The sequence below is a fragment of the Bifidobacterium margollesii genome (assembly GCF_002860355.1).
In the GTDB taxonomy this organism is placed as follows: domain Bacteria; phylum Actinomycetota; class Actinomycetes; order Actinomycetales; family Bifidobacteriaceae; genus Galliscardovia; species Galliscardovia margollesii.
Window position 1 is genome coordinate 78,164 of record NZ_NMWU01000012.1, and the last position, 19,379, is coordinate 97,542.

The window sequence follows — 19,379 nt, forward strand, 5'->3', positions numbered from 1 at the left end:
ATGATGGGCGAGACCGCCGACGGGGAGCTGGTGCTGGAGACCGAAGGCTATATGGCCTTCGACGAGGAGCGATGGGCCAAAGAGCCGCCGAAATCCAAAAGCCGCACCGCCTTCGAGCGTGATCGCGCCCGTCTGATCCACAGCGCCGCGTTGCGTCGGCTCGGAGCGAAAAGCCAGGTGCTGGTGGCCGGTACCGACGATTTCGCGCGAACGCGGCTCACCCATACGCTGGAGGTGGCGCAGATCGGCCGGCAGATCGCCGCGCTGCTGGGCTGCAATCCGGATGTGGTGGATTGCGCGTGCCTCGCCCATGATCTGGGGCACCCCCCGTTCGGCCATAACGGGGAACGGGCCTTGGCCGGCATAGCCCGCGATATCGGAGGATTCGAAGGCAACGCGCAGACCCTGCGCATCCTGACCCGTCTGGAGCCGAAGGTCTTCCACGACGACGGTCGCAGCGCCGGGGTCAACCTCACCCGCGCCGCACTGGACGCGGCCGTCAAATACCCGTGGACCAAGGCCGAGGCGCCTCTGCGTCCGGACGGCAAACCGAGCCCGAAGTTCTGCGTGTATCCCGACGACGAGCCGGTGTTCCACTGGCTCAAGCGCAATGCCCCCGCGCGGACCAAGCCCATGGAATGCCAGGTGATGGATCTTTCCGACGACATCGCCTACTGCGTGCACGACATGGAGGACGCCATAGTCTCCGGATCCTGCGATCCCAGATCTCTCGTCGACCCCCATATGCTCGATCGGATCGTCGAAAGCACCATACGCTGGTATGGTCCGCAATGGAATCCCGATCTCCTGCTGGCCGCCTACCGCAGGCTGCGCCGGGCCCATCTGCTGCCCGACCATTTCTCGGGATCTCGGCGTTCCCTTGCCCTGCTGAAGAACATCACCAGCGATCTGATCGGCCGGTTCGCATGGTCGGTGGAAAGCGCCACGCGCGAACGGTACGGTGAGGGTCCTCTGGTGCGATACACCGCTTCGCTGGTGATTCCGGAGGAAACCGTCTACGAGATCACGGCGCTCAAGGGCATCGCCGTCCATTTCGTGATGGCTCCACGCGAGCATGAGCCGTTCCATCAGGAACAGCTGAGAATCGTGGAGGATCTCATCGACGTGATGATGACGAACTCCCCCGAACCCTCCGATGCGCTGGAGGATCAGTTCCTCGACGACTGGTATGACGCCGCCGATGACGGCGAACGACTGCGTGTGGCGGTGGATCAGGTGGCGAGCCTTACCGACGGTTCGGCGTTGGCGCTGCATTCGATCCTGTGTTCGTGAGGCGTACGGGCGCGCGTGAACGCGCGATAATTCGCTGAACGCATGTATGGTAGCGATATGCCTGGTTTGATTTTGAAGGAAGACATCGAGAAGGTGCGTGCCGTCGCGGATCTGTACGACATCGTATCCGCCGACGTCACCCTGAAGGCTTCCGGAACCGGCACCTACATGGGCCTGTGCCCGTTCCATGACGAAAAGACCCCGAGCTTCTCGGTGCGCCCCGCGCTGGGGGCATGGCATTGCTTCGGCTGCGGGCTGGGCGGCGATGTGTTCAAATACGTCGAGCAGTCCGAAAGCGTTGGGTTCGCCGACGCTGTGGAGATCCTCGCCGACAAGTACCACATCGAGCTGCATTACGACTCGCAGCGGCCGGACCAGCGTCAGGGGTCCAAGCGCTCCCGTCTGCTGGAGGCCAACGAGGCGGCGCAGCGGTTCTTCGTCTCCCAGATCATGAGCAAGGAGGCTCTGGCCGCGCGCAAGCTGCTTGCCGGCCGCAACTTCTCCCAGGCCGACTGCGAACGGTTCGGCTGCGGGTACGCGCCGCAGGGGTGGGACAATCTCGTCCGGCATCTGGCGGGCAAGGGATTCACCCAGCAGGAGATGCTCGACGCGGGTCTGGCGCGTCAGGGGCAGCGCGGCGTCTACGACTACTTCCGCGGGCGCGTCACCTGGCCGATCCGCGACGCCACGGGCCGTACGCTCGGGTTCGGCGCGCGCAAGCTTTTCGACGATGACACGATTCAGGCCAAATACATCAACACCCCCGACACCTCCCTGTACCACAAGAATCAGGTGCTGTATGGTCTTGACGTCGCCAAGGCCAATATCGTCAAGAAGCGTCAGGTCGTGGTCGTCGAGGGATACACGGATGTGATGGCCTGTCATCTGGCCGGCGTGGACACGGCGGTGGCCACCTGCGGCACCGCATTCGGCCGAGAACATGCGAAGATCGTGCGGCGGCTGATCTCCGATGACAAGCTCGGCGCTCTGCAGCTCATCGGACCGGGGAAGAACCAGACGTCACGAGTGGTGTTCACCTTCGACGGCGATGCCGCCGGGCAGAAGGCGGCGCTTCATGCCTTCGGCCTTGACGGTGCGTTCCTTTCCCAGACGTTCGTGGCCGTGGCCGATAACAATCTCGATCCGTGCGATCTGCGGATCGAGCGGGGCGACGCCGCCGTGCGTACGCTGGTGGAACATGCCCGGCCGCTCTACGATTTCGTGATCGACACCGCCATCGACCAGTTCGACACTACATACGCCACCGGGCAGATGGGGGCGGTGAAGGCGGTGGCCCCGGTGATTGCGCAGATCCGCGACCGTTCGCTGGTCAACCTGTATGCGCGTAAGGCGGTGCGACGGGTGGGAGTCGATCTCGATATCATGACCAACGAGGTCAATGCCGCTCGACGGCGGATGAACGTCCGAGACGAAGATGCGTACGCCCCCCGAAGGGGTCGAGAGGATTCGCGTGGCTTAGAACATTCGCGCGGAGAGGATCCGTATGTGGATCCGGCCCGTCGTCGCGCTTTGGAGCGTCACGATGCCATCGCACAGGGCTACTACCGCATCGACGATGCCGTGTTCATCTGCGAGCAGCAGTTCATGGGGGTGCTGATCCAAGTGCCTAGGGCCGTGAATGCCGCCATGTTCTCCCAGCTGGTTCCCGGCAATTTCATGACCCCCGTGTTCCGTTCGCTGTTCCAAGCGGTCGAAGCCGCGGGAGGGCTCCCTGCGGACGACACTCCCCAGGGGTTGTGGCTGCATAACCTTTCGAAGGCGGCGGGACCCATGCTCGAAGGCGTGGTGAACGAACTCGCGGTGATGCCGCTGCCGTTGCCTTCGAACGGCAACGGATCCGGCCAAGGCTCCGGTCAGTCGGGCAATGTGGTCGGCGGTGATTCGCAGGCCGACGGCTCCGGTTCGACGCTCAGGGCCCCCACAGCAGCGGAGAGCCAGTATGCCTCCGAACTGTTGGTGCGCATTCTCGATTTGGGATTCATGCGTCGCATCGCCGCCGACAAGCGGCGGATGAACCAGCTTCCCGAAGGCGAGGAGAAGTTCCGACTGCTCGGCGAGATCACCGGACTCGAAACCAGCCGCAAGAATCTCAAGGCCGAAATCTACGGCAACGTCGCCGCGTAGATTCCGTGACTTCGGTACGGCTCGCGCCGAATGGCAGCCGATCCTGAACGCCGTCGTTGCGTAACCGGCATTGACACCGCGGTCGATGCCGGACGGATGCGAATGGATGGGTATGTCCGGATGGGTACGACCGACCGGCCGGACGGGTACGATCACGGGCATATCCGGGCTGGCGTGCCTGTACATGTGCGTCCGGACTGGTGCGGCTGCGGCGAACTCGGTGACATGTGGACGGCCGGAAAACCGTCCACATGTCGCGAAATCTTTCCCGGTTTTCTCCACATGACAACGATTCCGTGGTCACGGGTTTTCCACATTCACGGCATTCGTCTTCAACTTTTCCCGGTTATCCACAATCTCGTCGGCCCCGGTGGAATCGACGTCGAGCCGTTGCCATGATTGGCCGTACCCATAGCCGATCCGGCGTGGGATGCGGAAGGAACCGAACGATATCGACGCCAGCCTGTACGGGCTGTCATCGATGCGGACGCCGCCACGGGCCATCGGTTCCGCAGGGTGCGGATGAGCAAAGGAACGAGATGAACATGATCGGAGAACTCATCGAGCGACTGACGGGCATCGTGTCCCGGAAACGACGGCGTCCCAGCTTCACGAGAGGCGGATCCGACGCTGCTCCCGGCGGCGGATGGAAACGACCGCTGCGCATCATGATCGGCCTGTTGGTGACGGGATCCATGATGGCGGGATGCGGCGTCGCGGCGTTTGCCGCGAACCCTTCCTCGGGCAAGCCGGCTGGGGAGCCGGCCCCCTCCACATCGATACAGGAGACGTCGCCGCGAACGGGGGCCGCGTCACGAACAGCGGATGAGGGGCGACGGGCGTCATTGACCATACGAGCGGTGGCCTCCACCACGCTCACCGGCGTCGGCGTCGAACTGTATCGAGTGGGCGACTATGACGTCGCCGGCGACGTGAGGAACATGCCGTTCGAATCGTTGCGGATCGTCAGCCACGGCGAGCGGCAGCGAAAAGCCGCGGCCGAAGTGCTGTCCGGCATCGGCAAGCGGACTGCGGATGATCCCATGAACGATCTGTGGCATATGACCAACATCGGTGATCGCGAACAGGCATACTCATCGCTGGCCGAACGAATACGCCGATCCGGCGTGTCCGCCGACGCCGTCGTCACCGGAGAGGGCGACGTCTCCGTGCCCGAAGGCGTGTATCTCGTCGTACCGCAGCACGGAATGAGCGTTGCCACGCTGGCCGGAACCGCAATCGACGGCTTAAGCCCGAACGATCATCATCTGGGCATGGCGATGGTCTGCGGAGAAGCAGCTTCGGATCCCGCCGAACTCGCTGCGACCGGGGGAGACGGAACGGCTTCGGCTGCGAACGAGACCGGAAACGGATTTCCGACCGGCGAAGGGGGACTGTTCTCCAGACTGCGCGGCATGTTCTCCCTGAGATCCACTCGGGCCGCGGCCCTCAGCCTTAAGGAGATCGGCCGCATCCCGTGGAACGGCAACGATTTCGCCGCCGGCGACTTCATCCTCTCCAACGGGCGTCACGCCCTGTGCGTGCAGGCCGCCGCCCGTACGCCCGAGCTCGGTACGGGCTACGATCCGAGGTCATACAACTACGGTACGGACAAGGGCAACAGAATGCGATCCGTGTTCTACTTCGGTCCGGAAGGTCCGGGCAACATCTTCGGTTCGGACCGCAACACCGGACTGGTGATGGTGCACTACGCGCTTTCCGCCATCCACAACGGCAGTACGGCCGGCATTCCCGGTTCGGTGCTGAAGGACGGCTTCTACAACAAGCTCATATCCCTGTCGAAGAGCAATCCGATCCCCGACAGCTCCGGACTGCGCCTGCTCTTCTACATGGCCCAGCCGGCTTCGGCAGGCCAGTCGCTGATCGGATGGGAGATGTCGCCGTGGAAGCCCAGCATCATCACCCACGCCGGATACGCTTCGGCCGGATCGTTTCTGTCCGGCAAACCGCAATGGAAGGACAGCGTGAACGCGAAGATCGCCCGCAACAGCGTGCTGCGCGACGTGGTGAGCATCAAGGCGCTCGGGGTCGGCCATCCCACCGACGACTTCTTCACCATCGACGTACGGTTGAACATCGACGCGAACAAGGACGGCCGCGCCGAAAAATCCATCGCCCAGCGACGCATCGTCAACGACTACTTCACCCGCCATCAGACCCGCGACTACACGTTCCAGTTCCTCACCGGCAGTCAAGGTGGCGGAGCCACGCAGTGGCCGGCCAACGCCGACCTGTGGTACGACACCATCGTCCGGCGCGTATCGCCGTCCGATCCCGGCTACGCCGCAACCGTCTACGAATACCGTTCATACATGGTGCCCAACGGTGCGCAGGGGCAACGATACGTGCATTACGGCTTCAATCAGAGCAGCGGCGCGAACGATCCCGCGGAGCGCTACAACACCGAGCCGATACCGCCGCCACGGCAGCCGGATAGTCGCGAAATGACCGCGACGGTGACCAGCCAGGCGGTCAACGGTCTGGTCCAGGGCTGGAATCAAAACGACATCACCGCTGCCACGAGATTCAGCTCCCATGACGCCTCACTGCGAACGGCGGGCGGCTCCGCGCCGCTGGTCGATGCGGTGGCGCTCACCGTAAGCGCGGCGGACGGCCACCACGACTGGGATGCCGACGGCGACGGGCGTTTCGACGCTGATCTGCGATTCGTCGTGAAAACCACCCTGCATCTGGCGGGAGGGAAAACCGCGTCGAAGCTCATACCGTTCAAGGGGTACCGCACGTCGTCCACCGCCAATGCCGCTGGAACCGAATCATTCAGGTTCGTTCCGGACGATGTCGGCCTGGATGAATGGCCGACCGGAGACGCATGGTTCACCAGCGCGGTGGTCTCAGTCACCGGAGCGACGAATACAGCCGGATACGAATGCCCGGCCGGCCAGCTGCTCGTCAACGCCGTGGCGGGATCCCACCGTCTATGCCTCAAGGACTACGGGCGGCAGACCAGCGAGCTCAACGGCGCCGAAAGCATGCACCTCATCGGTCCGGTGACGCCCCGTATCGCTTCGAAAATCGCCACCGCCTCCACAACGGACGGCACCCTGCCCAAGGACGCCATCACGGTGACGCTGCCCAAATCGGTGACCGGGCTGACGGTTCTGGCCAGAGCCGACGTGTACTGGAGTCCGACGAAAGGCAACGACGGCACGGCGATTCCCGCAGACGCCAAAAGGATCGGAACCGTCACGCCGCTGAAGTTCCTAGCGAAGGACTTCCGTGACGGCAAACAGACGATCCTCTACGATCCCGCCGTCGATGCCGCGATGAAATCGGCGACGCATATCGGCACCGGATACGTGACCTATGTATGGCGGATCGACAAAGCCGACCTGATCGGCCAGCGCGTGACCTACTCATGGAACTTCCGCGGTCGCGGGTGGGCCAAGACGCTGAACGTCGCCAGCGAAAGCATCCTCGACATGGGGCCGTCGGTCACCGACGGATGGCGACCGGGACGAGAACAGGCCGAGCAGCTCGCCCGATGGAGACTGTCCGTCACCAAGATCGCCCGCATGGGCAACGGCTCGCAAGGAGCCTGGATGACCGACCATCCGGCTGCCGGAGCCATACTGCACATGAGGGAAACCAGCGACGCCAACGGAACGACGATGCTGAATGAAGCCCCCACCTCCACGATCACCTTGGATGCCCAGGGGCACGGAACATTCGCCGAACAGCATATCCGCTCCGGCCAGACGCGATACTACCGCGTGTGGGAATCCAAGGCCCCCGAACCCATGCGAGTGCCGGCGAACAGCGCCTACTGGACGGTCAAAGTCACGAACGTCACCGGTTCGCGAGGCGTGACATTGAACGTCACCGGCAGTTCCGAGGAAACCTCCTGGCTGATCAAGGGCGCGGCCACGGGAACGGCCGAGCAGACCACCAGTCCCGGCTCCGGCCGCGGCGCAAGACCGGAACACTGGCGGCAGACGCTGGGAGACCCGGTCGGCGTCAACGTGTCGCCGCCGATCACCGGCTCGGATGTGGACGCTGTTCGGATGATGATCGGCGTGCTGGTGGTGACCGCGGGCATTGCAGGACTAGGCTTCGCCATCGTCAGATTCCGACGATGACCAAAGGTCGTGCGCCGACGCATTCGCGAGGCGACGACCGGACATCAATTTTGGGAACACAACATCAGGAAAGGAAACCCTCCCATGAACACCAACAATCAACGCAGCGGCGTTCCCGCGAACGCCCGAACGGCAACGAAAACCCCCGAACTCGACGTGCGGGACACCCCTCGAACCGCATCGGTGAGGATGGTCCGAAGCACCGGACACCTTCGCCCCGTCTGCATTCCACCGCGCGATGGCCGTTCCACCGATGGGCGTCAAACTGATGGGCGGCGAATGGACGTTCGGCATGCCGACGCGAGAAGCGCTCGCCGCCGTGGGAACGGGATTCGCCGTGCCGCCGTGGGCGTGATCGCCGCGTCCGGCATGGTGGCCGGGCTGGCGGCCGGAGCGACGACGGCCAATGCGGCACCGCCCTACGACATCACCATCAAGGCCGCGACGGCATCGCGGGGAGGCCGGCATTCCCTGACGGGTCGGCAGTTCACCGCCTACAAGCTCGCCGAGTATGTGAACGGCACCTACGTATCCGTCGGCAACAAACAGCTCGACGGTGTGGCCGTGGAAACGCCTTCGGCGACGAAAGGACACCTGAACCGCGTACTGGCCAGAACCACGGGAGTGGCGGATGTCGCCAAGCTTCCCGGATGGGCGCAGGCTGGTTCGGATCCGATCGCATGGATGGGTGGATTCCGACAGCATCAGGCGGGGAACGGGCAGCCCGGCAATCGGCAGGATGCGGGGTATTTCGGCTTCGGATGGAATGAATCGGGCCCGCAGCGCGTGGGCAACAATTCACCGGCGAAGGCGTACACGGGTTCGGTGCGTGAATTCGCCGACAATCTCGTCAAGGATTCGGCGGCGTTGACCGCGGTGAAGGCACAGCCGCACAGTGCGACGGTCACCTGCAAGGCGGCCGACAGCTGTACGATACCCCTGACGGCAAACCAGGGCACGGGCGTGTATCTGATTCTCGACACCGCCGGCACCACGACGTGGAGCGGGAGAAACGTGAATGGGCATTCGGCGTCATGGACCGTCGGCTCCACGCAGCCGATGATCGTGCCCACCCGGCCCGACGACAAGGACGTGGCCACCATGGATGGGTACAAGCCGTCCGACCGCACGAAGCTCGGCACCACCGGCACGCTCGGCGAGATCGTGGTGAAGAACGTGGTCGACGAGGAGGTTCTGCCGCCCAGCATCCCCAAGCAGCGTGATGAGACGGTCAATCCAGGCAAGGATGCGGCCGACAACGGTTCCGACGTGGGTGATGTGATCCCGTATGTCGTGAGCTACCGGATCGCGGACATGTCCGCCTATCGGGCGGCTCTGGACAACGGCGACAAGTGGAGCTACGAGTACCGCGTGCTCGACTACACGCAGCCGGGCCTGAAGATCACCGACACGCCGACCGTGGACCTGTACGTCCCGGAAGCGAACCTGTACGACGCGAAGGGCAAGGCGCTCGCCAGAGACAAGGTCACCGGGGCCGACGGCAAAACCCTGATCAAACCCAGAGTCTCCATCCCCTTGACCCGTGTGACCGGCATCCCGCAGTACGCGGCCAAGGGCGCGGGCACCGCGACCGGTCAGGCTGGCCAGCCGGACGCCTGGTACTACCTGCAATCCGGTGCGAACGACGAGACCCACATGATCGTCGGCCTGGGCAAGTGGATCGTGAAGAACTACGGCGACATCAGGCTCAACGACAGAACGAAGACGCTGTACGGCTCTCAGCTGGCGATCCGGTATAGTGCGACCATCACGCCGAAGATCCTCGCCCACCAGAACATGACCCACAACGAGAACTGGCTGGACTACACCGACACTCCGCACGACGTGAACAGCGGAAGCCACCACTCCACCCCGCATGTGATCATCCGCCAGTGGACCTACGACATCGACCTTCACAAGCGCTCCAGCACGTCCAACACCGGACTGGCCGGCGCCGAGTTCAAGGTCACCGTCAAGGACAACGCCAACCCCGCCGACGGGAAGACCAACGGCGGCGCGCTCAAGCTCGTCAGAGCATCCTCCACGGCCGGGGATTATCGCCTCGCCGTGAAGGGGGAAAGCGGCACCGATCTCGTCGTCACCGGTCGTGATGGGCTGTTGCGGCTGCGAGGGTTGGATATGGGCACCTATACGCTGACCGAAACCAAAGCTCCCAAGAACTATCAGTTGCTGAAGAGCAGTGAGGACGTGCGTATTTCGGCCAAGTTCGTGGATGATCCTGCGAATTTCATCACACCGGACCATCAGACCGAATCAAAGCTCACCATCAGCCGGAACAATCGCATCGTGCCATTGCTTAAACCGATGTTCAACTTCGCGGTCACCCAGGCCAACGCTCCCAAGGGTCTGACCATCACCGCAACCGATGCGTACTGGTCGGGCACGGACGGTTCCGGCAAGTATTACGCCGACGACAAAACCGACTGGGTGAGTACGGATTTGACCTTGTGGAACCAGCCGATCAACGTGATGCTCGCCAAAACCGGCGGCTGGGTCGGTCTCGGTCTGATCGCCGTCACCGGCATCGCGGCCATCATCGGCGGCGTACTGATGCTCGTCCGGCGTAATGCCTTACGAGGCTGATCGAATGTCGTCCGAATCCGCGGCGAAGTCCGTGTCCATCGATCCGATCGGACGAACCGTTGCGGAAGGTCGGCGGCTGGGGGAGAGCGACGGGGGTTCCGTCGCTCTCCCCGCACGCCGTTCGCTCGGCATCCGGCATCCGTCATGGTGCGACATCATCGGTGGTATGGATAACGTATCGTCTTCCCGGCTGATTCACGGTCGTCTCACCATAATCGGCATCATGCTGATCGTCATGGGGGCGTTGATTCTCAGTCTGCCGCTGACGATCGGTCTTGCCGATATGCCGAAAACGGTTCGCCATGCCGTCGCCGGTCCTGTGGCTGAAGACACCCGCGCCTTGCGCAGGGCATCCGAATACGATCGGAATCTGCTGAAGCATGGCACGCTGGCTTTGGGCGAGGCCGCCGACCCATTCCTTCGGGATTCCGACGTCCCCGCCCATGAGCGGGATGCGGATTATCGGTCCCAACTCGGAGAGGGGGTGATGATGGCCGCCGTCAGAATTCCCCGGATCGGTGTGAATCTGCCGGTGGGCCACGGTACCGCGGAAGGAATGCTGTCGACGCAGGCCGGACACATGTACGGCACGACGCTTCCGGTGGGTGATCCCGGCAATTCGGTGATCGCCGCGCATAGGGGTCTTGGCGCTCGCATGTTGTTCTACCGTCTCGGTGAACTGAAATCCGGAGATCTGATTTACACTGAGGCTGCCGGAAGAATCGTCTCCTGGCAGGTGGAATCGACGATTCGAGTGGAACCGGGAGGTGCGGAGGAGCGTCGGGCCATCGAGCTTGACGGCAGCAGGGTGCTGCTGACCCTGTACACCTGCGATCCGCCCGGCCTTAATACCAGACGGCTGATCGTCACGGCGCATCGGGTCCCATATGTCGACGAGCGATCGGTGCCTGATCAGGCCGATCCGTGGGCTCCGTGGATTTCCGCGGGGATCACCGGTGGTGTGGCGGTGGTCATCGCGCTGATCGTCACTCCGCGTCGGATCGTGATGCGGCATGCCATGCGATGATGGCGATCGATGGTGGCTGTTGGTGACCGATGGTGGCCGGATGATGTGGCCGATGAACGGTGATTCGTGCGGCGCGGTGTCGATCCGATTCGTCGTCATCGCACCGCAGGATCCGATGTGTGCGGGCGCTGATTTGAGTGTCGGGTTTGACAGAGCCGAGTGTCATATGCTTGAATACCTTCTGAAACCGGTTTCATAAACCGGATGGAGTCTTTCCCGACGGAGGGTGATTATGGCGTTCGACATAACGCAGATGTTGACCGAAGAGGAACGTGAATGGGCCGCCTCGCTGCTGCCCAAGCTGAACGACAAATTCAAGGCCGAACGTGATCGCGTCGGTTCGCACATTCCGTACATCTCCGAAGACGGTGTGTACAGGGATTTCAAGGATGTCAGCGATCCCGCGTGGTGGACCAACGGATTCTGGCCGGGAATCCTATGGCAGATGTATCAAGCCACCGGCGACAAGAACTACGAGAAGCCTGCCCGCGAAGTGGAGGATACGCTCACCAAGGTAATCGACACCGACTTCATGGGACTGCACCACGATGTCGGATTCATGTGGCTGCTGTCCGCCGTGGCCGACTATCGACTCACCGGTGATGAACGCGCGAAGAACCGTGGCCTCGCCGCCGCAACCCTGCTCGCCGGACGTTTCAATCCCGCAGGACGGTTCATCCGTGCATGGAATCTGCCGAATTCCGAAGGCTGGGCGATCATCGATTCGATGATGAACATCCAAATCCTGTTCTGGGCCAGCGACGTCACCGGAGACCCGCGATTCGCCGACGTGGCGCGCATGCACGCCGATACCCTGCTCAAGGCGGTCGTCCGTCCGGACGGTTCCTGCAACCACATCGTCGACCTTGATCTGGAAACCGGTGAACTTAGAGACAATCCCGGAGGCCAAGGCTACAAGTCGGGATCGTCATGGACCCGCGGGCAGTCCTGGGCCATCTACGGCTATGCGCTCGCGGCGCATCACAGCGGGGAGCAGCGCTATCTCGACGCGGCCAAGCGCGTGGCCAACTACTTCTGCGCCAACGTCGCGCTCAATGACGACAAAGCCCTGATCGATTTCCGAGCCCCCGCGGAACCGGTCTACTGGGATGCGCTGGCGAATGTGATCACGGCGTGCGGTCTGCTAGAGATCGCCGAACAGGTGCCTGAACTGGAACGACCGTTCTACGTGCGCTGGGCGGTGCGTCTGCTCAAGGCCGTCGATAAGAACTGGTGTGATTGGGATTCCGCGCGCGACGGTCTGGTGCAGATGTGCTCCGGCTGCTATGAAAACGATAGTGATAGGGAAGTGCCGATGATGTACGCGGACTACTACTTCCTTGAGGCGGTGCTACGTCTCAATGGCAAGGCCGCTCAACTGTGGTAGTGCCGGTGTGCCGTTGAGAGCGGATATGAATAACCGTTGGGCCGTTACGCGAATGCTTCTCGCGTAACGGCCCAACGTTCTACGTATTTACGTATCCGAACTCAGGTGATCGACTGAGCGGAGGGATGCAATAAAGGTGAGGGGTCAGCGAACGTCGTTGACGATGTCGCTGACGGTTTCGGCGATCTGCTTGTTGGCCAGGCTGGCTGTGGTCATGTTGCTTGCGCCGTAGAGGGCCAGACCGCGCAGCATGCTCTTCTTGAGGTTCATGATTACTCCTTGACGTTGACGTTCTTGACGTTGTTCTGTGTGATCAGCGGTGCTGATCCGTTTATCGGTGTCTGCTGCCCGGTGATTGTTTCGGGCAGTGGTTCACTGCAGGCATCATTGCGGCCGTATGTGTCGTGGTCGGATGCCGTTTTGCTTTGCTCTTGTTGTTTTTGCTCTTGACGCTTTTGTGCATGTCGCCGCGGGTCGGCGATGAATTCAGCGAGGATCCGTGTTTGCTGCTCAGCGGTTCTCGTTGGTCAGATTGATGACGTCCTGTACCAGCTGCTTGTTGCCCATGCTGCTGTTCATCATCGTGGAGGCGCCGTAGATGGCCATGCCGCGAATCATGCTCTTCTTGAAGTCCATCGTGTTCTCCTTAGGTGGTTGTTTCCGTCAGCCGGATTCTTTCCTTGTTCCTTGGCTGACATTGTTAACCATAGACCCTGTTTCACCGATGCGCAAGCGCTCCCGCAAAAATACTTACCGATTGGTAGGTTTTCAAGGGTTTTGTCGGCGTGTCGCATTTTGGGCAATGTGGTCTTTGTGTTGATTGACAAGGGATTCCCTGCTGAGAATCGTGGTTGATCGATACTCCCTAAGCTGGCTGATGATGGCGCAAGCGGATGCTGTTTTGTGGCGTTTTGTGGCGTTTTGTGGCGTAGCGTGGTGGCGCGGCATTGTGGTGGCGTGGCATTGCGGTGGCATAGAGCTGTAGTGCCGTGGTGCTGCGACGTAGTGTAGTGGTGTTGCGGTGGCATGGTGTTGCTGTGCTGCGACATTGTGGCGCAGCCTTATCGGCGGAGGCTTCGTGCGAGATTGCGCGCGTGGGGGCTCGTTGTCGATCGCTTCAATCTCCGACCGCCGTGTGTTGAGGCTTCGGTGGAGTCAAGCGCAAAACGATGAAGTGCTGCCGAATGGTGGCGTGGGGTTCAAATGGTGATGTCGGGCGCGGACGGTGGCATGAGGCGCAAAGTAGCGGAGCGGGATTTGGATGGCGGCGGGGAATCTCGAATGGAACAGGGCGCAAAAAATTCGAAATGCAGTCCGATCCATTGTTGGCGGGATTTCATGGTTTCGGAAATGCTGCAATCATGCGGATCTGTGTTCCGATGACTTCGGCTTTTCATGGACTAGTGTGCATTTCGTATCAAATGCGTGCTGGTCCATCTTCTTCCGGAGGGGTGCGGACGAAAAGGTGGTGCGGGGATGCGGACGAAAAGGGAGTGCGGGGATGCGGACGAAAAGCTGGACGCTTGGACGTTCGGATTGTCGGTCGACGGTCATGGTCGATATGATGGCCGCATGGCGGTGCAGGTGGGGCTTGAGCATGCCGGTGCGAACATCGTCATGCCGACGGGACTGGGGGTTCGCGGATCGGTGGCCGTACCGCGCAGGTCTTCGTGACGTCCGGTGATGTGAGCTGTGATTTTCCTTATGCGTTCCGGTTGTTTCGTGTATTCCGGTTGGATCGTGTGTCCCGGTTGATTGTTTGAAATCGGTTTCATATAATAATGACGGTTCATACAAATCAATGATCAGATGATTGATCACTCTGATTGATCAGCATGATTGATCAGCATGATTGATCAGCATGATTGACCACAGTGATCGATCACAGTGACCGATGGAGCACACGACCATGACAGACATCGCATACGAATACGGCACCGACGCCAATCGCGCACTACTGAAGCGGGAAACCGAAAATCTGCTCGGTTTCGGACATCGCTTCCCCGCTCCCGGAGGCGGCTCGGCCTGGCTGGACAACGAAGGCAATCCCGATCCGTCGCACGGCATCCAGACGTGGATCTCCTGCCGCATGGCCCACGTTTATTCCCTGGGTGCCATCTACGGTCATCCCGGTTCCGAGGAACTGGTGGACAAGGCCCTCGAAGGTCTTCGCGGCCATCTGCATGACGACGTCAACGGCGGTTGGTATCCCGAGATCTCTTGGGACGGAGCCCCGGCAGCCAATAAGATCTGCTACACCCATGCCTTCGTGATGCTGGCCTCCGCGTCGGCCACGCTGATCGGCCGTCCGGGTGCCAGAGAGCTGCTCGATCAGGCTCTGGAAACCTTCGACAAGCGGTTCTGGGACGAGGAGACCGGGCTGTCGGTCGATACATGGAACACCGAATTCACCAAGCTCGATCCGTATCGCGGCATCAATGCCAACATGCACACCACGGAGGCGTTCCTCGCGGTGGCCGATGTGACCGGCGACGAGCGGTACCGCGAGCGTGCCGGTCGCATCGTGGACCATGTGGTGGACTGGGCGAGCCATAACGACTGGCGCATCCCCGAACACTTCACGGCCGATTGGACTCCTGATCTGGAATGCAACCGCGACAAGCCGGACGACCAGTTCAAGCCGTACGGCGCCACGCCGGGCCACGGCATCGAATGGGCCCGTCTGATCACCCAGTTCGCCTTGAGCTCCAAGCGTGACGATGCCGAGAAGTCGCGTCTCGTCGATGCGGCCGAGCACCTGTTCGCCCGTGCCCTCGAGGATGGTTGGAACCGTCACGGCACCATCGGACTGGCCTACACCACCGACTGGCAAGGTGAGCCCGTGGTCACCGACCGCATGCACTGGACGCTTGCCGAATCGGTGAACACCTCCGCCGTGCTGGCCCGCGTGACCGGCAAGCAGGTGTACAAGGACTGGTACGCCAAGTTCTGGGCGTACATCGACCAGTACCTGATCGATCATGAGAAGGGCAGCTGGTTCCACCAGCTCGATAAGGACAACCATGTGATTGGCACCGTGTGGCCGGGCAAGTCCGATCTGTATCACGCCCTGCAGTGCACCTTCATTCCGCTGCTTGACCCGAGCGTCTCCGTGGCGCCGGCGCTGAAGGCCGCTCTGGACAAGTGACCGGACAAGTAACCGGACAAGTAACCGGACAGGTAAGCGGTTGCGCCTCGTAGGCCGAAGCTGGCCGGCAACGGACGTATACCGGCGCGGTGGCACCGGATGAAACGACTGTATGAAACGTTTTCATGCCCGGTGCGGCCGCGTCTATGGTTGTAGGAAGAATCGTATCGTCGTCCCCGCGAATCGTATCGTCGTTCCAGCGGGGACCCATCGTCAGCATTCCGAAGGAGACATCATGCCCCGTAACGCGCAACGCAGCACGCCGGTGATCAAGGACGTGGCCAAGCTCGCCGGAGTCTCCGCACCCACGGTATCCCGATATCTCAACGGCACCGCCAAGGTGAACGAGGAGAAGCGGGAGCGCATCGCTCAGGCCATCAAACTGCTGGGGTACAAGCCCAGCGTCGTGGCGCGTGCCCTGGCGAACAAGGAAATGGATTCGGTGATGGTGTTCGCCACCAACTCCGGCACGTTCTCCACCAACATGACCAGTATCGGCGTCGAGAACGGGGCGCGGAGCAAAAACTATCTGTTCGGTGTGACCACATTGAGCGAGAATCGGATGGACGAGGTTCGTTCGACCGTGCAGATGGTGCTTGGATCCAATCCCGCCGGTGTGGTGGTGTATGAGTACGATCATGCCGGAGCCGAGGCGTTGCGGTGCATTCCCGACGACATTCCGCTGGTCATCGTCGGGGGCAATGCCGGTGAGGGACGCTATCAGGTCATCAATTCGGAGCGTGAGGGCGGTCATCTGATGACGCGGTATCTGCTTGGTCTGGGGCATCGTACGGTGTATCACGTCGGCCGTCCGCAGGGGCCGAGCGATAATACGCGGACCAACGGATGGCGTGATGCCCTTGCGGAGGCGGGCATTGTCGCGCCTCCGGTTCTGGAGGTTTCCGCCACTGATCTTGATGAATCCGTGGAGGCCGGTCGCAGGCTCGCGCGTATTGACGACGCGACTGCGGTGTTTGCCGGCAACGATGAAACCGCCATCGCCGTGATCAGGGGCCTGAGGGAGGGTGGCCGACGTGTGCCGGAGGATGTGAGCGTGGTCGGTTTCGATAACCGCATCTTCGGGCCGTTGTGGACCCCTCCGCTCACCAGCTACAGTCAGAATTTCGTCGAGACGGGGGAGCGGGCGTTCGATCTGCTCTACGAGCAGATTCAGGCCAGACGCGCCGGTCAGGAGCCGCCGGAATCGCGAATGGAGATTGTGCGGGGCGAGTTCGTGGAGCGTGACTCGGCACGTCCGTTCGCGGGGTAGTCGGCAAAGGGTCGGACGGGTTGATTGATCTGATCGGATCGCCGCAGGGCCGATGTGAAGCGGAATTCGACACGCCTTATTTAAGAAATCGGTTTCATAATTTACTATATGAAATGAAATCGATTAATGAAAGGTCAGACGATGACGCTGAGCATCACAGTCGAAAACGCCAAGGGCGAAGTCAAGGCATCGGTCGAAGCGGCCGATCGCGCGGTATTGGTATGGGATGGCGAATACGAGGAGGGCGATCGCATACGCTTCGGCGTGCCGACGTCCGGCGATATGTGGCGTGTTCGCGTGGACGATGCCGTCGACGAGGCTTCGGTGCTGCTCAAGGGCACCGGGCTCACCTATGAGGTACCGTTCGGCGACGCCCGGATTCCTTACAGCCCCAAGGCGTTCGCGGGGGATCGCCATATGCTCTCCATTAGGGCGTTGGCTGATGAGGAGCGATTCGCATACGGCAATCTTGCCGTCAATCCGATCGACCAGCATGATTGCGAGACCTGCTATCCGCACGCCCGCGCCAATGCCGAAACCCGCGGGGAGGCGGTGTTCTTCGCCCGGAACGCCATCGATGGCGTGACGGCGAATGATTCGCACGGCGTGTGGCCATACGCCACTTGGGGCAATGACGGGCGAGACGACGCCGAGATCGTCGTGGAGTTCGGGCGCCCTGTGGACCTCGACGAGGTGGTGCTGGTCACCCGTGCTGATTTTCCGCATGACAACTGGTGGGTGAGCGCCCGGCTGACGTTCTCCAACGGGGACGTTCGGGATTTGTCCATGGAACGCAGCGATCAGCCGCACCGTTTCCCGGTGGATGAGCGCGGCGTGACGTGGGTGAAGCTTGGCGACCTCGTGAAATCCGACGATCCCTCGCCGTGGGCGGCCTTGGTGCAGCTTGAGGCGTACGGTCGGGATTCCGAGATCTGAGGTAGTCGCTCGATTGTGACCGGAGGGTGTCTGCATGGTTGCGCGGTTTTGAACGGTGTTTGAAGCAACGCTTCTCCGGTTGATTTTGAAACCGATTTCATGATATAGTGGCGGTGTTGATGTGGTTGTGGAAGATCGCATCATCTCGTGAAAGGATTATTCCATGGCATTCGACATGAATAGCTTCTCCCTCGAAGGCAAGGTGGCCTTGGTCACCGGAGCCTCCTATGGCATCGGCTTCGCCATCGCCTCGGCGTTCGCCCAGGCCGGCGCGAGGATCGCGTTCAACGACCGTACGCGGGAAGCCGTCGACCGGGGACTCGCCTCCTACAAGGAAGCCGGCATCGACGCCCGCGGCTACGTGGCCGACGTCACCGACGAGAACGCGGTGCAGGGTCTGGTCGAGGACATCGAGCGCGACTTCGGCACCACGCCCGACATCCTGGTGAACAACGCGGGCATCATCAAGCGCATCCCGATGACCGAGATGAGCGTGGAGGACTTCCGCAGGGTCGTCGACATCGACCTCAACGGCCCGTTCATCGTCGCCAAGGCCGTGATCCCGGGCATGGTCGCCAAGGGGCACGGCAAGATCATCAACATCTGCTCGATGATGAGCGAGCTGGGCCGCGAGACCGTGTCCGCGTACGCCGCGGCCAAGGGCGGGCTCAAGATGCTCACCCGCAACATCTGCTCGGAGTACGGCGAGCACAACATCCAGTGCAACGGCATCGGGCCCGGCTACATCGCGACCCCGCAGACCGCGCCCCTCAGGGAGCGTCAGGCCGACGGCTCGCGCCACCCGTTCGACGCGTTCATCGTGGCGAAGACCCCCGCGGCCCGCTGGGGCACCCCGGACGACCTCAAGGGCCCGGCCGTGTTCCTCGCCTCCGACGCGTCCGACTTCGTCAACGGGCACGTGCTGTACGTCGACGGCGGGATCCTCGCGTACATCGGCAAGCAGCCCCAGTGAATCATGTGATGGAGCGTCGTCCGCGTTGCGGGGCGCTCGACGTATGCGAATACGCCTTCGCGCCCCGCGCCTTGACGACGCACGCATCACATGATCCACGGCATCCCACGCCCGGCTCCCCTCCCGGAGGGGAGCCGTCGCCGGAGGCGACTGAGGGGAGGCCCCGAACTCGCCCCGGCCCCACGCCCGCCCCCTCCCGGAGGGGAGGCCCCGCGCCCGCACGCCCCGGTCCCACGCCGGCAAACCGTCACACCGTCATATCTCACCGATTCGGAAAGGAAACACCATCATGCGCATCGCTTTGATCAACGAGAACAGCCAGGCCGCGAAGAACGGCCTGATCCACGAGGCCCTGGGCAAGGTCGCCGCCGCCAAGGGCTTCGACGTGGACAACTACGGCATGTACGCGGCCGACGACGCCGCGCAGCTGACCTACGTGCAGAACGGCGTGCTCGCCGCCGCGCTGCTCAACTCCGGG

14 protein-coding genes and 1 pseudogene are annotated in these 19,379 nt (G+C 62.0%); 12 read left to right on the top strand and 3 right to left on the bottom strand.

The window, feature by feature from the left end; genetic code table 11:
* Positions 1-3 precede the first annotated feature (3 nt).
* Positions 4-1,293 carry a deoxyguanosinetriphosphate triphosphohydrolase gene (locus Uis1B_RS04415; protein WP_101615989.1) on the top strand — a complete coding sequence of 430 codons (1,290 nt, stop codon included), beginning with the start codon at positions 4-6 and terminating at the stop codon, positions 1,291-1,293.
* Between the two features lie 57 nt (positions 1,294-1,350).
* Positions 1,351-3,438 (top strand): DNA primase, encoded by a 2,088-nt coding sequence (gene dnaG, locus Uis1B_RS04420; protein WP_101615967.1) that lies wholly within the window; start codon positions 1,351-1,353, stop codon positions 3,436-3,438.
* A 300-nt stretch (positions 3,439-3,738) separates the two neighbouring features.
* Here dnaG and Uis1B_RS04425 read toward each other — a convergent pair whose 3' ends face one another.
* Complete coding sequence (locus Uis1B_RS04425) at positions 3,739-3,942, bottom strand: hypothetical protein (protein ID WP_101615969.1); 204 nt, start codon at positions 3,940-3,942, stop codon at positions 3,739-3,741.
* A gap of 35 nt (positions 3,943-3,977) precedes the next feature.
* Between Uis1B_RS04425 and Uis1B_RS04430 the strand changes: the two genes are divergently transcribed.
* The 4 genes from Uis1B_RS04430 (at position 3,978) to Uis1B_RS04450 (ending at position 12,574) form a co-directional block, all read left to right on the top strand.
* Positions 3,978-7,556, top strand: coding sequence for a hypothetical protein (locus Uis1B_RS04430; protein ID WP_101615970.1), 3,579 nt, complete (start codon positions 3,978-3,980; stop codon positions 7,554-7,556).
* 84 nt (positions 7,557-7,640) lie between these two features.
* The gene (locus Uis1B_RS04435) at positions 7,641-10,160 is read left to right on the top strand and encodes a prealbumin-like fold domain-containing protein (protein ID WP_165782731.1); all 2,520 of its coding nucleotides are present in this window, start codon (positions 7,641-7,643) and stop codon (positions 10,158-10,160) included.
* A gap of 4 nt (positions 10,161-10,164) precedes the next feature.
* Positions 10,165-11,187, top strand: a complete 1,023-nt coding sequence (locus tag Uis1B_RS04440) for a sortase (RefSeq protein WP_165782732.1) — start codon at positions 10,165-10,167, stop codon at positions 11,185-11,187.
* A gap of 232 nt (positions 11,188-11,419) precedes the next feature.
* Positions 11,420-12,574, top strand: coding sequence for a glycoside hydrolase family 88 protein (locus Uis1B_RS04450; RefSeq protein ID WP_207763376.1), 1,155 nt, complete (start codon positions 11,420-11,422; stop codon positions 12,572-12,574).
* 144 nt (positions 12,575-12,718) lie between these two features.
* Here Uis1B_RS04450 and Uis1B_RS12435 read toward each other — a convergent pair whose 3' ends face one another.
* Both Uis1B_RS12435 and Uis1B_RS12440 read right to left on the bottom strand, forming a co-directional pair.
* Positions 12,719-12,844, bottom strand: a complete 126-nt coding sequence (locus Uis1B_RS12435) for a hypothetical protein (RefSeq protein ID WP_279324932.1) — start codon at positions 12,842-12,844, stop codon at positions 12,719-12,721.
* 240 nt (positions 12,845-13,084) lie between these two features.
* Positions 13,085-13,210 carry a hypothetical protein gene (locus tag Uis1B_RS12440; protein WP_279324933.1) on the bottom strand — a complete coding sequence of 42 codons (126 nt, stop codon included), beginning with the start codon at positions 13,208-13,210 and terminating at the stop codon, positions 13,085-13,087.
* Between the two features lie 840 nt (positions 13,211-14,050).
* Between Uis1B_RS12440 and Uis1B_RS04455 the strand changes: the two genes are divergently transcribed.
* From Uis1B_RS04455 to Uis1B_RS04480, 6 genes and pseudogenes are all read left to right on the top strand, one after another.
* Positions 14,051-14,248: a hypothetical protein gene (locus tag Uis1B_RS04455; protein ID WP_101615975.1), complete on the top strand. Its 198-nt coding sequence runs from the start codon at positions 14,051-14,053 to the stop codon at positions 14,246-14,248.
* A 235-nt stretch (positions 14,249-14,483) separates the two neighbouring features.
* Positions 14,484-15,722 (top strand): AGE family epimerase/isomerase, encoded by a 1,239-nt coding sequence (locus Uis1B_RS04460; protein WP_101615977.1) that lies wholly within the window; start codon positions 14,484-14,486, stop codon positions 15,720-15,722.
* 235 nt (positions 15,723-15,957) lie between these two features.
* A complete protein-coding gene (locus tag Uis1B_RS04465) occupies positions 15,958-16,992 on the top strand; it encodes a LacI family DNA-binding transcriptional regulator (RefSeq protein WP_101615979.1) in 1,035 nt (344 codons plus the stop codon).
* Between the two features lie 141 nt (positions 16,993-17,133).
* The gene (locus Uis1B_RS04470; RefSeq protein ID WP_101615993.1) at positions 17,134-17,928 is read left to right on the top strand and encodes a carbohydrate-binding protein; all 795 of its coding nucleotides are present in this window, start codon (positions 17,134-17,136) and stop codon (positions 17,926-17,928) included.
* A gap of 163 nt (positions 17,929-18,091) precedes the next feature.
* Positions 18,092-18,901 (top strand): gluconate 5-dehydrogenase, encoded by an 810-nt coding sequence (locus Uis1B_RS04475; protein ID WP_279324934.1) that lies wholly within the window; start codon positions 18,092-18,094, stop codon positions 18,899-18,901.
* Positions 18,902-19,190: 289 nt separating this feature from the next.
* A pseudogene (locus tag Uis1B_RS04480) lies at positions 19,191-19,379 on the top strand (hypothetical protein); the annotation flags it as partial.

Excerpts from the sequence above, each read along its gene's own strand:
- Uis1B_RS12435 (WP_279324932.1), bottom strand. The coding sequence starts at position 12,844 with ATGAACCTCAAGAAGAGCATGCTGCGCGGTCTGGCCCTCTACGGCGCA.
- Uis1B_RS04460 (WP_101615977.1), top strand. The coding sequence starts at position 14,484 with ATGACAGACATCGCATACGAATACGGCACCGACGCCAATCGCGCACTA.
- Uis1B_RS04465 (WP_101615979.1), top strand. The coding sequence starts at position 15,958 with ATGCCCCGTAACGCGCAACGCAGCACGCCGGTGATCAAGGACGTGGCC.
- dnaG (WP_101615967.1), top strand. The coding sequence starts at position 1,351 with ATGCCTGGTTTGATTTTGAAGGAAGACATCGAGAAGGTGCGTGCCGTC.
- Uis1B_RS04455 (WP_101615975.1), top strand. The coding sequence starts at position 14,051 with ATGCGGACGAAAAGGGAGTGCGGGGATGCGGACGAAAAGCTGGACGCT.
- Uis1B_RS04450 (WP_207763376.1), top strand. The coding sequence starts at position 11,420 with ATGGCGTTCGACATAACGCAGATGTTGACCGAAGAGGAACGTGAATGG.
- Uis1B_RS04470 (WP_101615993.1), top strand. The coding sequence starts at position 17,134 with ATGACGCTGAGCATCACAGTCGAAAACGCCAAGGGCGAAGTCAAGGCA.
- Uis1B_RS04435 (WP_165782731.1), top strand. The coding sequence starts at position 7,641 with ATGAACACCAACAATCAACGCAGCGGCGTTCCCGCGAACGCCCGAACG.
- Uis1B_RS04475 (WP_279324934.1), top strand. The coding sequence starts at position 18,092 with ATGGCATTCGACATGAATAGCTTCTCCCTCGAAGGCAAGGTGGCCTTG.
- Uis1B_RS04425 (WP_101615969.1), bottom strand. The coding sequence starts at position 3,942 with ATGGCCCGTGGCGGCGTCCGCATCGATGACAGCCCGTACAGGCTGGCG.
- Uis1B_RS04430 (WP_101615970.1), top strand. The coding sequence starts at position 3,978 with ATGAACATGATCGGAGAACTCATCGAGCGACTGACGGGCATCGTGTCC.
- Uis1B_RS04415 (WP_101615989.1), top strand. The coding sequence starts at position 4 with ATGGGCGAGACCGCCGACGGGGAGCTGGTGCTGGAGACCGAAGGCTAT.
- Uis1B_RS12440 (WP_279324933.1), bottom strand. The coding sequence starts at position 13,210 with ATGGACTTCAAGAAGAGCATGATTCGCGGCATGGCCATCTACGGCGCC.
- Uis1B_RS04440 (WP_165782732.1), top strand. The coding sequence starts at position 10,165 with ATGTCGTCCGAATCCGCGGCGAAGTCCGTGTCCATCGATCCGATCGGA.